Annotated in this window: 12 protein-coding genes; 9 read left to right on the forward strand and 3 right to left on the reverse strand. The window is 66.6% G+C overall.

All coding sequences use genetic code 11. The features are described 5' to 3' along the window. Positions 1-4 precede the first annotated feature (4 nt). The 5 genes from A7E77_RS15230 to A7E77_RS15250 all read left to right on the forward strand — a co-directional run bounded on the left by A7E77_RS15230 (position 5) and on the right by A7E77_RS15250 (position 3,031). Entirely contained in the window at positions 5-439 is a 435-nt protein-coding gene (locus A7E77_RS15230; RefSeq protein ID WP_078462318.1) for an HPr kinase/phosphorylase, read from the forward strand. A 40-nt stretch (positions 440-479) separates the two neighbouring features. Continuing rightward, positions 480-1,388, forward strand: coding sequence for an RNase adapter RapZ (rapZ, locus tag A7E77_RS15235; RefSeq protein WP_043059305.1), 909 nt, complete (start codon positions 480-482; stop codon positions 1,386-1,388). Between the two features lie 14 nt (positions 1,389-1,402). Beyond that, complete coding sequence (locus A7E77_RS15240; protein WP_063689322.1) at positions 1,403-1,810, forward strand: PTS sugar transporter subunit IIA; 408 nt, start codon at positions 1,403-1,405, stop codon at positions 1,808-1,810. Further along, a complete protein-coding gene (locus A7E77_RS15245) occupies positions 1,807-2,082 on the forward strand; it encodes an HPr family phosphocarrier protein (RefSeq protein ID WP_017978864.1) in 276 nt (91 codons plus the stop codon). Before A7E77_RS15240 ends, A7E77_RS15245 begins: the two co-directional genes overlap by 4 nt. 148 nt (positions 2,083-2,230) lie before the next feature. Next, positions 2,231-3,031, forward strand: a complete 801-nt coding sequence (locus A7E77_RS15250) for a TrmH family RNA methyltransferase (RefSeq protein WP_063689324.1) — start codon at positions 2,231-2,233, stop codon at positions 3,029-3,031. A gap of 111 nt (positions 3,032-3,142) precedes the next feature. On the opposite strand, the gene A7E77_RS15255 is transcribed toward A7E77_RS15250, so the two are convergent. Together A7E77_RS15255 and rmuC are read right to left on the reverse strand one after the other, a co-directional pair. Further along, positions 3,143-3,373, reverse strand: coding sequence for a hypothetical protein (locus tag A7E77_RS15255; RefSeq protein WP_043059303.1), 231 nt, complete (start codon positions 3,371-3,373; stop codon positions 3,143-3,145). Between the two features lie 10 nt (positions 3,374-3,383). Next, the gene (gene rmuC / locus A7E77_RS15260) at positions 3,384-4,973 is read right to left on the reverse strand and encodes a DNA recombination protein RmuC (RefSeq protein WP_063689326.1); all 1,590 of its coding nucleotides are present in this window, start codon (positions 4,971-4,973) and stop codon (positions 3,384-3,386) included. Between the two features lie 218 nt (positions 4,974-5,191). Between rmuC and A7E77_RS15265 the strand changes: the two genes are divergently transcribed. The 4 genes from A7E77_RS15265 (at position 5,192) to A7E77_RS15280 (ending at position 10,127) form a co-directional block, all read left to right on the forward strand. Beyond that, positions 5,192-5,971: an SGNH/GDSL hydrolase family protein gene (locus tag A7E77_RS15265; RefSeq protein ID WP_063690040.1), complete on the forward strand. Its 780-nt coding sequence runs from the start codon at positions 5,192-5,194 to the stop codon at positions 5,969-5,971. After that, positions 5,968-8,283: a TIM-barrel domain-containing protein gene (locus A7E77_RS15270; protein ID WP_063689329.1), complete on the forward strand. Its 2,316-nt coding sequence runs from the start codon at positions 5,968-5,970 to the stop codon at positions 8,281-8,283. The genes A7E77_RS15265 and A7E77_RS15270 overlap by 4 nt, the downstream gene beginning before the upstream one ends. A gap of 70 nt (positions 8,284-8,353) precedes the next feature. Beyond that, positions 8,354-9,499 (forward strand): endo-1,4-beta-xylanase, encoded by a 1,146-nt coding sequence (locus A7E77_RS15275; protein ID WP_063689336.1) that lies wholly within the window; start codon positions 8,354-8,356, stop codon positions 9,497-9,499. Positions 9,500-9,545: 46 nt separating this feature from the next. Then, positions 9,546-10,127, forward strand: coding sequence for a hypothetical protein (locus tag A7E77_RS15280; protein ID WP_226341776.1), 582 nt, complete (start codon positions 9,546-9,548; stop codon positions 10,125-10,127). A gap of 86 nt (positions 10,128-10,213) precedes the next feature. Here A7E77_RS15280 and A7E77_RS15285 read toward each other — a convergent pair whose 3' ends face one another. Beyond that, complete coding sequence (locus A7E77_RS15285; protein WP_063689342.1) at positions 10,214-13,663, reverse strand: TonB-dependent receptor; 3,450 nt, start codon at positions 13,661-13,663, stop codon at positions 10,214-10,216. Between the last annotated feature and the right edge of the window lie 129 nt (positions 13,664-13,792).

Below are 13,792 nucleotides of genomic sequence, written 5' to 3' on the forward strand. Positions count from 1 at the left end.
CATCATGACCATCCTTTCGTCAGAAATGCTGCACGCGACCAGTGTCGCGATCGATGGGCATGTCGTGCTGATCCAGGGCGTGTCGGGCACTGGCAAGTCCGATCTGGCGCTGCGCCTGATCGATCGCGGCGCGGTGCTGGTCAGCGACGATCGCACTTTGGTGGTGCGGCAGGGAACCGCCCTGCTCGCGCGGGCGCCGGACACCATCCGTGGCCGGATTGAGGTGCGAGGCCTGGGCATCGTCAGCCTGCCGCAGGTGGATGATCTGCCGGTCGCGCTGATCGTGCACCTGGGCGGCGAGCCCGACCGCATGCCCGAGCGGCGACAGCGGCTGCTCGCAGGAATCGCCGTCCGCGAGCTTTCCTTCGACGCACATCACGCCTCAACCCCGCTAAAGATCGAATGGGCGGTCCGCCAACCCGGCGCGACGCCCGCGTGACACGCCCTCTCCTCTTTTCCCGCATTGCAGGGACGTATTGATGACCAAGGACATTCTGCTCGTCACCGGCCTGTCGGGTGCGGGCAAGTCGACCGTGTTGAAGACGCTGGAAGACCTGGGGTGGGAGGTGGTCGACAATTTGCCGCTCGCCCTGCTGGATCGACTGTTGGAAGCGCCGCTGGCGCAGGGAGCGGCGGATGGTACTCAGCCGTTGGCGCTGGGTATCGGTGCGCGGACGCGCGACTTCGACCCGAAACGGATCATCGAGCGCATCCGCGCCCTGCGCGAAGGCCATGGGCTCGACGTCGGCATGCTGTTCCTCGATTGCGCGGGCTCCGAGCTCGAGCGCCGCTATTCGGAAACGCGGCGACGCCACCCGCTGGCGCCGGACCGACCGGCGAGCGACGGCATCGCTCGTGAGCGCGAGCTGCTGGCCCCGCTGCGCGAATGGGCGAATCGGCTGATCGACACCACCGACCTCAGCGCCAACATGCTTGCGCAAAAGGTGCGGTCGACCTTCGCTGTGTCGGGCAGCGACGCGCCGGTGCTGTCGATCCAGTCGTTCGGTTTCGCCCGCGGCATCCCGCGCAACGCCGATCTGGTGTTCGACATGCGCTTCCTGCGCAATCCGCACTGGGACCCCGTGCTGCGACCGGGCACCGGACTGGACGCCGACGTTTCCGCTTATGTCGCCGCAGACCCCGCCTATCCCGCCGCGATGGAACAGATCGGCAGTCTGCTCGAACTGCTGATTCCGCGCTATCGCGCTGAGGGGAAAGCCTATGTCAGCGTCGCGATCGGCTGCACCGGCGGGCGGCATCGCTCGGTCCATGTCGCGGAACATCTCGCTCGACGGTTGCGCGACGCGGGTTTTTCGCCCACCATTACGCATCGCGACCTGGGGGCCGCACCGCAGGACTCGCTCGAGGGGCCGCCGGCCAGCAAATGAGTAACGTAACCGATATGATTGGCCTGGTTCTGGTGACGCACGGACGGCTCGCCGAAGAGTTCGTGACCGCCATGGTACATGTCGTGGGGCCGCAGGAGCGGATCGCCACCATCTCGATCGGTCCCGACGACGACATGGAAGAGCGCCGCGCGGATATCGCCGCGGCGATCGCCGCGGTCGATACGGGGCGGGGCGTCATCGTGTTGACCGACCTGTTCGGCGGAACGCCCTCCAACCTCGCCATCTCGCTGATGACGCGCGGGCATGTCGAAGTGATCGCCGGGATGAATCTGCCGATGCTGATCCGGCTGGGATCGGCGCGCAAATCGATGAAAGTCGTCGACGCGGTGGCTGCAGCGCGCGAGGCGGGACGCAAATATATCTCGGTCGCATCCGAGGTGCTGGGCGAGGCGGCGGCATGAGCGCCGGGATCGAGCGCACCGTCCTGATCACCAACAAGCGCGGCCTGCACGCGCGGGCGAGCGCCAAGTTCGTCACCCTCGCCTCCAGCCAGCCGGTCGAGGTGCAGGTGCGCAAGGACGACGGCGCCGTCACCGGCACGTCGATCATGGGGCTGATGATGCTGGGCGCCGCCAAGGGCGATTCGATCACGATCAGCGCAGCGGGCGACGGGGCCGAGGCGGCGGTGAGCGCCTTGTGCGAGCTGGTCGAGGCGAAGTTCGGCGAAGACTGAGCGGGGCGGCCGCCGGATTTCGGGTTGCGTTCCGTCTAGGGCAGCGCAGCGGCAAAGCCGCGTCGTCGGACGCGGCTTTGCCGCGTCGGCCGGGCGTGTCGCTTTTGCCTTGCGTCAGCCTCCGGCTGGCGCGAAGGCCCGACACGCAATGCCCCGAGAGATTACCGCCTTTTCCAACCCGCTGGTCAAATATGCCCGCGAGCTGCGCGACAAGAAGCATCGTCGCGGCGCGCGGCAGTTCATGGCCGAGGGCCTGCGCATCCTGACCGAAGCGCGCGAGACGGGCCGCCTGCCCCGCATCCTGTTCTACGCGGCAGCCAATGCCGACCATCCGCTGGTCCATGCCCTGTCGGTCGATGTCGAGATGGCGGGCGGGGAATCGATTCAGACGACGCCCGACATCCTGTCCAAGCTGTCAGGCAAGGATAACCCGCAAGCCGTCGTCGGGGTGTTCGACGAGTTCGATCGCACGCTTGCCGACCTCGACCGCAACAGTGCCGGCATCTGGCTGGTCGCCGAGCGGCTACGCGATCCGGGCAATCTGGGCACCATCCTGCGCACCGCCGATGCGGTGGGCGCCGGCGGGCTGATCCTGATCGGCGAGTGCGTCGATCCCTTCTCGGTCGAGGCCGTCCGCGCGAGCATGGGGGCGCTGTTCACCGTGCCCGTGGTGCGGAGCGGTTGGGAGGAGTTCCTCGGGTGGCTGCGGCAGGGACCGGGACAGCTGGTGGGGCTGAGTCTCGACACCACCCACGATTATCGCGGGGCGACCTATGCCGCGCCGACCTTTCTGCTGACGGGGAATGAGGCGCAAGGGATGCCGGCGGACTATGCCGCAGCGTGCGACCTGCTGGTCAAGATTCCGATGCTGGGCAAGGCGGACAGCCTGAACGCTGCGGTAGCGACGGCGGTGATGGCCTATGAGGTGCTGGCTCAGCAGAGCCGGTGATTGCCCGTTTTTGCAGCAACATGAATACCTTGGCGCAAACGATCGGGGCTAATCGTTTCGGTCTCTGTACCCAAGCTGCCCGCAGAAAGGCCGCACGGTATGGGAAGCCATCTATCCGCCGATCATGCCACTGACGCGCACCGCACCGCCGTCGTTGAAGACACGGCCGGATACCATGCCACTGATCCGGGCGCGGGCACCCTCTTCGACATAGACGTCGCCCGCGACCATGCCGCTGATGCGGACGTCGCAGCCGGGACGGATGACGACATCCCCGGCGACCATGCCGGCGATGCGGCCGTCCTGATCCATCACGATATCGCCGGGGTGCATGCCCTTCATCGCGGGGTCCTCATTCGGCTGCGTCGGGAAGGCGCAGTACGTCATCGCCGTAGCGCGCCAAGGCCTCGACTGGTTCCGCAACGCCGATCTCGCGTGCCCCGGGTTCGATGTTGAGGTCGCGGAACTTGCGTGCGGACACCAGAGCACGGCTTTCAAAGCTCGACACGAAGCTGTTGTAATTGTTCACCGCGGTGGTGAGGCCGCTGCCGACCTTGCGCAGATCCTCGCCGGCCTTGGCGAGACGGTCGTACAGCTCCTTGCCCAGCGCGCCGATCGCCCGGGCTTCGCTGGCGAGCTTTTCCTGACGCCAGACCGCAGCGACGGTGCGGGCGATGGCGATGAGGTTGGTTGGGGTGGCGAGCAGGACCTTCTTGTCGAAGGCATAGTCCCACAGGCCGGCGTCATGCTCCAGCGCGGCGGAGAGGAAGTGTTCGCCGGGGACGAACATCACGACATATTCCGGCGTATCGTCGAACTGCGACCAATAGGCCTTGGCGCTGAGGCCGTTGATATGCGCGCGCATCGAGGCGGCATGGGCAGTGAGGCCGATATGACGCTCGTTCTCGTCGACCGCGCCGAACGCGTCCTGATAGGCGTTGAGCGACACCTTGGCGTCGATGATGAGCGACTTGCCGCCGGGGACGCGGACGATCGCGTCGGGGCGCAGGCGGCCCCCTTCCCCGTCCGCGACGCTGACCTCCATCGCGAAATCGGTATGCTCGGCAAGACCGCAGGTTTCGAGGACGTTGCGCAGCTGCTGTTCGCCCCAGCGACCGCGGGCCTTGGGCGCGTTGCGGAGCGCGTTGACGAGCTTGGCAGCTTCGCCAGAGACGCGTTCCTGGCCGAGGCGCATCTGTTCGATCTGGCCCTTGAGGTCGCCGAAGGCATCGCGACGCTCAGCCTCGACCTTGGCGACGCCCTCCTCGTAACGCGCCAGGCGATCGTTGACCGGCTGGAGCAGCGACTTGAGGTTGCTGCCGGCAAGCTCTTCGGATTGGCGGAAGCGAGCCTCGGCGCGATCGAGGAACGCCTTTTGCGCGTCGGTCAGCGCCTTGTTGGCGAGATCGTTGAACTGCGTCGCCATCAGCTCCTTCGCCTCGCGCATGTCGGCGAGGCGGGCTTCGAAGGCCTCGCTCTGTGCCTGCATCGCGGCGAGATCGGCGCGGGCGGCATCGCGATCGGCGCGGATCGTCGCCAATTCGCGGCGGAGCAGGTCGGCAGCGGCGAGACTCTGATCGATCTGCGCGCGGAGGTCGATAAGCCGGACCTCCGCGGCCTCGACCTGCGCGCCGGCGGCGGCAAGGTCGGCGCGTGCCGCGTCGCGGTCGCTGCGGACGGCGAGGAGTTCGGTGCGCAGCGAGTCGGCAGTGGCGATGCGATCGTCGACCTGCGCGCGCAGGCCGGCGAGTTCGCGCATCGCGTCGTTGCGTTCGCGCTCCACCGCGTCACGCGTCCGGGCGACGAGCTCAGCGTCGGCGACCTTGCTCTGCGCGACCGCCAGATCGGCGGCGAGTCGACCGCTGCGACGGGCCGCCAGCAGCCAACCGATCAGCAGGCCGGCGGCAAGCGCGAGAATGGCAACGACAAGCAACTGGTCCACGAACGTCCCTTCGAAAGGTCACAAAAGTCACGCCGAAGAGGGTGTTTTTCCGTGACGATCCCTTGGCCTATGCCAGGAACATAGATCGAACGAAGCGTGTAGGACAGCCCCTTTTTCAATCCGACCGGCTGAGAGATTGGACACGCGCGACCGGGCGGCTACGATAGCGCTCACAAGAGGTAGGGGAGAATGTCGTGGGCAATGGTTGGCTGGGTGTCATGGGCGCCGCGGTGCTGGTGTCGGGCGCGGTGCCCGCCGCGGCACAGGTCAGCGCCGCCGGCGATCCCTTCGCAAGCGACCCGACCGGGATCGTCGCCGATCCCTGCCCTGCCCATCCCAAGGTTGGCTGGGCCGCGCAGCAGTTGCACACTCTGACCCGCGATTTCGGGCAGCTATGCCGCTATCGCGCCGCCAATGCCGCGCTGACGGAACGGCCGCGGGTGGTATTCGCGGGAGACTCGATCACCGACAATTGGATCAACCTCGAGCCCACCTTCTTCAGCGACGGCGTGATCGATCGCGGGATCGGCGGGCAGACGACGCCGCAGCTGCTGGTCCGCTTTCGCCAGGACGTGATCGACCTGCACCCGCAGGCCGTCCACATCATGATCGGCACCAACGACATCGCCGGCAACACCGGTGCAGCAACGATCGAGACGGTGGAAGGGCATATCGCGAGCATGGCGGAGCTGGCGCGCGCGCATGGCATCCGGGTGATCCTTGCCTCCGTGCCGCCGGCGGGCGCCTTCCCCTGGGCGAAGGACAAGCAGCCGGTGCCGCAGATCGCGGCGCTGAATGCGTGGATCCGGGAGTATGCCCAGCGCGAGGGGTTCACCTATGTCGATTATCATCCCGTGTTGGACGACGGGCAAGGCGCGATGAAGCCGGGGCTGGCGAGCGACGGCGTGCATCCGACGGCGGCGGGCTATGCTGCGATGCGGCCCGTGGCCGAGGCGGCGATCCGCCAGGCACTGGGCGAACGGGGAGCGGGCCGATGAAGCGCCTCGCCCTCATCGCCGCGCTGCTGGCCGGCAGCGCGCCCGCCTATGCCCAGCGACTGGCGACCGTCGAGCGCCATGGGGCGCTGGTGTCGGTGGAGCCCTACGGGCCGGGGATCGTACGCGTGACGATCGCGACGGATCGGGGCCAAGCGGAAGGCCTGCCCGGCTATGGCATTTCCGGTAAAAGCGATGCCGCGGGCTGGAGCCGACAGCGGGGTAGCGACGGCGGCGACGTCTTCGCCTCGGGCGACCTGCGCGTCACCGTGGCGGCGCAACCCTGGCCCAAGCCGCCGAGCCAGATGGAACGCTACTTCGCTCCGTCCCTGCCGCCGGTGTCGATCCGCTTCGACCGTGCCGACGGCACGCCGCTGACCGCGATGACCGGGTGGGAGATGGCGCCGCACGACGTGACGGGCGAGCATACGTTCCGCGTCGGCGCGACCTTCGCCGACACGCCCGACACGCATTACTACGGCTTGGGCCAATATCAGGACGGCGTGCTCGACCTGCGCGGGCGGACGATCGACTGCCGCCACGATTACGATCGCCCCGCCGGCGAAGCGGTGTGCGTGCCGTTCATGGTGACGGACAAAGGCTATGCGATCCTGTGGGACAATCCGTCGGCGACGATCGTCTCGCCCGGCCTGCACAGCCAGACGCATCTGCAATCCAACGTCGGCGAGCGCGTGTCGTTCTTCGTCATCGCCGGGCGGAGCAGCGACGATCTGTATGCGGGCTATGCCAGGTTGACCGGCGCGACGCCGCTGCCGCCCAAATCGGCGTTCGGCCTGATCCAGAGCAAGGCGCGCTACGAGACGCAGGCGGAGCTGACCGCGGTGGCGGACGGGTACTGGCAGCGCCGCTATCCGCTCGACATCATCGTGCTCGACTGGTTCTACTGGACCCGGATGGGGCAGCTGGACATCGACCGGACGGCCTTTCCCGATCCGGTCGCCATGAACGCCCATCTGAAATCGCAGGGCGTCCGCAGCATCGTCAGCATCTGGCCGCGGTTCGAGAAGGAGAGCCGCTGGTTCGACACGCTCGCCGCCAAAGGCTGGCTGCTCAAGGACAAGGACGGCAAGCCGGTGGACGGACTGCCGATCCGGTCGGATCGCGCGGGCGGGCTGATCGACAGCACCAACCCGGATGCGCGCGCCTGGTATTGGGGCAAGATCCGCGACGATATCTTCAGCGCGGGCTTCGATTTCGCCTGGCTGGACGAGACCGAGCCCGATCTGGTGCCGGACGGCTTCCACTATGCGATCGGCACGGGCGATCGCTATCACAATGTCTTTCCGCTGCTGCATACGCTGAGCGTCGCGGAAGGCTCGGCGCGCGACCGGCCGGATATGCGCAACCTGATCCTGTGCCGGGCGGCCTATCTGGGGACGCAGGCCAATGGCTGTCTGTTCTGGTCATCGGACGTGCGATCGACGTGGGAGGCGTTGCGGCGGCAGGTGCCGGCAGGGCTCGGCATGACGGCAAGCGGGATCGCCTATTGGTCGAGCGATACGGGCGGGTGGCAGTGGCCCAACGGCCCGGCGGCGCAGCGCCCCGTGCTGATCGATCCGGCGGGGGCGACCGCCATGGCGCCGTCGTATCGCGACTATCCCGAGCTGTTCGTGCGCTGGTTCCAGTATAATGTGTTCACGCCGACGCTCCGCATCCATGGCCAGCGGCCGGCGACGGCGATCTGGGACTATGGCACGGCGGCCGAACCGGTGCTCGCCGCATCGCTGCGGCTGCGGTACGAGCTGCTGCCCTATATCTATGCGCTGGGACGCCAGACCAGCCTGACCGGCGCACCGTTCATGCGGGCGCTGTTCATGGACTTTCCCAACGATGCGACGGCCAAGACGCTGGGCGACGAATATATGTTCGGCCCCGCCCTCTTGGTCGCGCCCGTCACCGAACAGGGCGTCACCAGCCGCCGCGTCTATCTACCCGCCGGGACGGACTGGTACGATCTGTGGACGGACAAGCGCTACACCGGCGGCCAGTGGATCGACGCGGCTGCGCCGATCGACCGCATCCCGGTGTTCGTGCGCGCCGGATCGATCCTGCCGATCGGGGAGCAGGTGCAAAGCACCGCTCGCGAGCAAGGGCTGGCCAAGGTCCGTGTCTATCCGGGGCGGGACGCGCGCTTCACGCTGTACGACGACGACGGGACGACCAACGCTTGGCGCACCGGGGGCGGACGCAGCGCGACATTGGTGTGGGACGATGCCCGCGGCAGGCTGTCGGTGGAGGGGCGGCTGCCGACCGGGCAGGCGCTGGATCCGCTGGTCATGGTGATCGGGCGGTAGCGGCGCTGCGTCCTTGACGGCGGTGCCGGCGAGGCCAATGATAGCGATAACGAAAGTTGGAGAGGCTATCATGGCACCGCCGTCGCGACGCGATATTTTGGGAGGCGCGGCGCTCGCCGTCGCCGGCATGGCGGCGCCGGCCGCATGGGCCGCGCACCCCGCCGACAGTCTGGAGGCGATCGCCGCACGCAAGGGGCTGCGCTTCGGATCGGCGATCCCGTGGCAGCCGGGCTCGCCCCCGGGCCTGCCGGTCCGCGACCCGGCCTATGCGCGACTGATCGCCCAGCAATGCGGGCTGGTCGTCGCCGAAAACGAGATGAAGTGGCAGCGGCTGCGCCCGGCGCCCGACGTGTTCGACTTCGCGCCCTTCGACACGATCGTCGCTTGGGCGGAGCGCAACGGCCTGGCGGTGCGAGGGCACAATCTGTTGTGGCACCAGCCGAAATGGCAGCCGAAATGGCTGAACGCCTATGATTTCGGCAGCCGCCCCCGCGCCGAGGGCGGACGGCTGCTGACGACGCATATCCGCACCGTGCTCGGTCGGTATGGCAACAAAATCCGCAGCTATGATGTGGTCAACGAGGCGGTCGATCCGGCGGACGGCCATCTGTACGAGACCGCGCTGTCGAAGGCGATCGGTGGCGCGGAGCCAACGCTGGACCTCGCCTTCCACGCCGCGCGCGCGGCCGCGCCGGGCGCGCAGCTGGTCTATAACGATTATATGAGCTGGGAACCGCACAACGAGGCGCATCGCGCGGGCGTGCTGCGGCTGCTCGAGGGGTTTCGGCGGCGTGGCGTACCGGTGGACGCGCTGGGCGTGCAATCGCATCTCATCACGCAGAGCGCAGACGCCCGCGCCGATGTCGGGCGGTTGCAGGGTGAGTGGCGGCGGTTCCTGGATGCGGTGATGGGGATGGGCTATGCTTTGCTGATCACCGAGCTCGACGTGCGCGACAACAACCTGCCGGCCGACACTGCGGTGCGGGATCGCGCGGTGGCGGATTTTACCCGCGGCTATCTGGACGTGACGCTCGCCTATCCGCAGCTGCGCGACGTGCTGGTGTGGGGCCTGAGCGATGCGCACAGCTGGATTCCGGGGTTCGAGCCGCGCACCGATCGTGCCGCGCGCCGCCCGACCCCGTATGATGCGGCGCTGCGGCCAAAGCCAATGCGCACCGCCATTGCGGACGCCTTTGCCGCGGCGCGTCCGCGCTGATCCGTTTCCGGACCGGCATGGAGCCGGCCGGCCATACAGGGAGACGATGATGAGGGTTATGGTCGCAGCGGCGCTCGCCATGGTGCCGCTGAGCGCCGTGGCGGCGGGACAACAGGCGGCGCCGGCACAGGGGAGCATCTTCGACAAGGCGATCAATCAGCCCGGTATCGGGTGGAGCGTCTATGGGCCCGGCCAGACCGCCAAGCAGGTGCCGGCGACGGACGTGCCCGGCGGTGCCGCCGTGCGAGTGCAGGTGAGCAAGGCGGGCGCGAACGTGTGGGACGTCGGCGCAACCTATCCGACGATCAAGCCGATCGCGGCCGGCGATACGCTGCTGGTGATGGTCTATCTGCGCGCGCCCGATGCCAAGGACGGCGCGACCGTGCCGATCCCGGTCAACGTCGGCGGTGCCGACGCCCCCTACCCGCAGATCACCAGCGAGACAGTGAATGTCGGCGCGGGGTGGAAGCGCTATTTCGTGTCGGGCGTGTCGAACCAGGCATTCGCGGCGGGCAAGGCGCGGATCGGCATACAGCTCGCCGGAGCGAAGCAGGTGATCGAGGTGGGGCCAGCGTTCCTGCTCGATTTGGGCGCCGGGTTCGATCGGTCGAAGCTGCCGCATAACTGACGGATACGAAAAAGGGCCGGCGCCTCGATCCCGAGGAACCGGCCCGGAACGGTGGAGGCGGCGGGGATATCCCGCCGCCTTTTTCGTCAGAAATTGCCGCGCAGGATGAACGAGAAGCGGCGATCGTTCATGAAGTAGGAGCGCGGGGCGAGCTGGGCGGGATCGCCCGTATACGCCTGCAATGTCTTGGTGACGGTGTTGGTGAGGTTCACGCCTTGGACACCGATCTTGATCGCCTTCGTCACGTTTAGGAACGCGGATGCGTCGAGCTGACCCGAGGCGTCCTGGAAGATCGACGTATAGGGGAAGATCACGTCCGCCGCGGTCAGCAGATACTTCGAGCGCCAGTTGTAGGCGGCACGCAGCGAGATCGGCCCCTTTTCGTAGAAGAGCGTCGCGTTGACGTTGTGCTTCGACAGACCTTCCAGCGGCAGGCTGCCACGCACCGTCTGCGCGGCCACGTTCGTCACCGGCGCACCGCCGTTGAGGAACGAGTTCGGCAGGCCCGAGCTTTCGATATAGGAATAGTTGCCCGTGAAGCCGAAGCCGTTGAGGAAGCCGGGCAGGAAGCTGAACGTCTGCTGGTAAGCGACCTCGACACCCTTGATCTTGCCGTGACCGTTATAGTTCGCCGGCCCGCGGGTCAGCAGCGGGAACGTGACGCCATTGTTCTGGAGCGGCAGGCTGACGACCGACTGGTAGAAGAAGTTGGACACGTCCTTGTAGAAGGCGTCGACGGTCAACGACCCGACCTTCGAGAAGTACCATTCCGCCGTTGCGTCGAACTGCCATGCCGTTGCCGGCTTCAGATACGGATTGCCGACCGTGCTGAGGAAGTTGCCGTTGCCGTCGATCGTGATCTGCTGGAAGTTGCGGATCAGCGCTGAATCCGGTCGCGTCAGCACCTTCGATCCGGCCAGACGCGCGATCAGGTTTCGCGTCAGGCCGAACTTAAGGTTCACGCTTGGCAGCCAGTAGGTGTAGCTGTTCTTCGCCTGATTGTAGAGGTTGACCGAGTTCACCCCGGCGAACTGCTGCAGCAGAGCATAGCCCGTCGGCCCCAGGTTGCAGACGCCGCCAGGCGTGCTGGGCGTCGCACCGGGAGGGGCACCGGCAGGGGGAGCCACGATGGCGCAACGCGAGCTGTACGGGTTCGAGATGTTCAGCGTCGCCTGGTTGGGCACCGTGGTCGTCCCGAACGAGTCCAGACCCGTGCGGACATAGCGGACGCCGGCGTTGCCGCTGAAGTCGAGACCGCTGCGCGACTTGAACGAGATCATCGCATAGGCGGCGGTATCGCGCTGATGCACGCGCTGGATTTCGCTGGGCAGATAGGGTGTGCCCGCCACGACGCCCGGACGCTCGGCGAGCGGCAGCCATTGCTGCTGCGTATTGCCGTTCTGGTTGCGCGATACGGCTTCCACCTGCTTCAGGAAGTTCACCGCCGTGCCGTAGCCGTTGATCATGTCGCCATTGTAGAAATAGGCGCCCGGCGGCGAATTGGTGGCTCCGCGGAAGAAGTTGGGGAAGGTGTAATATTGGGCCTGGTTGCCGCCATATTGGTCGAGCGTGACCGGATAATTGCCCGCCCAGATTTCGCTGAGCATGCCCCAGTTATACGTCGAATATTTCACATTCTGGTCGCGATCGGCATAGCGTGCGCCGAAGCGGGCCTTGTTGAAGAAGCTGTCCTCGGCAAAGTCGTAGGTGACGTCCGCCTTGAACTGATATTCCTGACCGACGCTGTCTTCGCTGTGGTCCATCGCGGCGCGCCAGTATTGCGCGCGGGGATCAGCAAAATACTGGGCGTCGGTTTCGCCAGCGAGAATCGTATTCGCCGGCTGCGCCCAGCTCGCCGACAGCGTGTTCGGCTTGTGCGAGATGACGCTGGGCAGCTTGCCCGTTAGATCCAGCTCCTGATCGGCGAAGGTCGCGCCGAAGATGCTCAGGCTGTAGTTGTTGTGTTCCGATCGCGTGTAGTCCGCATCGAGGTTGATCGACCAACGCTCGGCCGGATGGATTTCGGCGTTGAGGCCGTAATCGCTGACGAGGTTGCGATCGTAGGTCTGCCCGCGCGCGAGCTGAAGCTGCGCACCCCCCGTCGGCAGGAAGGTGGTGGCCGGCGCGCCGCTACGGCTGGTGCGATAGCCGGTGCCCGGCGACGTGATGTAGCCACTCTGAAAAAGCCCGTTCGAATCGTAGACGTAATTCTTGAACTGGCCGACCGGGCATTCCGCCCGCACCGTGCCATTGCCGTTGTATAGCGGGCCGTCGTTGTTCTGCACGCAGCCGACCGGGAAGGTGCTGTATTCCGACAGATCTGGCGCCGCTTCGAACGTGTGCTCATCCGTCGTGTTGGTGGTGTGCGACCGCAGGTACTGCGCGGTCAGCAGGAACGACTTGTCGCGCGTTTCGAACTGTGCGGCCAGCGCGATGCCGTCGCGTTTGCGGTCGAATTCCTGCGTCCGGTACTGGCCGCCGAGCGGCGCATAGGCCTTAGGCAGCAGATCGGCGAAGCCATCCGCCCCGGCCGTCGATGCCGTGCCGCACGCCGATCCGGCCGGCGGCAGCGTCGTGGTGTTGCTGTTGCTCGGCAACGGGTTGCGGCAGACGAGCACGCCATTGCCGTTCTGGAAGGGCACCTGCGTGTTGTCGCGCGTCTGGAAATTGGTGATCTGCACGCCATCGGCGCGGCTGCGGATGCGCGAATAGGACAGATCGCCCAGGATGCCGAACGTGCCGATCCCGGTTTCGAAGGTGTCGCTGATCAGGATCGAGCCCGTCGGCGTCCACTTCTTGCGGAAATCGCCGTAATTCCCCTCGGCATCGACGCCCATGTGGAAGCCGCGATTGTCAAAGGGCTTGCGCGTGTTGAGGTTGACCGTACCGGCGAGGCCGCCCTCGATCGCGGCGGCGGTGACGTTCTTGTACACCTCGACCGAGCCGAGCAGTTCGGCGGGAACGTCCGAGAAGTTGAGCGACTGGCCACCGATACCCGCCGCGAAGGCGTCGCGGCCGTTGAATTCGGACCGGACGAAATTGAGACCGCGTACGACGACGCCCGATCCTTCGACCGAGAAGTGGTCGGGATCGTTGGCCGCAGCGAATCGGCTGATCGAGACGCCCGGCACGCGCTGCAGCGCCTCCGTGACCGAGCGATCGGGCAGCGCACCGATGTCGGTCGCGGTGATGGCGTCGACGACGGTATCGGAATTGCGCTTGATGTTCTGCGCATTGGCGAGGCTCTGACGAATGCCGGTGACGACGATGTCTTCGGGCGATGCCGACGTATCGCTCGCCTGCGACGTCGCGGCCGGATCGACCTGCGCGCTCGCGGCGGGCGTGGTGGCCGACGCGGTGCCTGCGGTGCCGGTGCCGGCCTTCGCCGCGGTCGGGGAGGTTTGTTTAGTCTGCTCGACCGATTGCGCATGGGCGGCGCCCGTCACGCTGGCGATGCAGAGGGCACCGACCGAGGCGCCGCGCAGGAGGCGGACGAGCGATGTGGCAGTGGAATGCGACGGCGCGGTTGGGCGCATGATGATCCTCCCCAATGAGCCGCACGGTTTCGAATCCGCGGGTCTCCTGTTCTATTTGTCTGAGCAGAGCAGCGATCCAACTGCAATGGTTGCGGTAACGCCCGTTCCGGCGCCATTACATTTTATGTC

It is taken from the genome of Sphingomonas sp. NIC1, assembly GCF_001638925.1.
GTDB classification, from domain to species: domain Bacteria; phylum Pseudomonadota; class Alphaproteobacteria; order Sphingomonadales; family Sphingomonadaceae; genus Sphingomonas; species Sphingomonas aquatilis.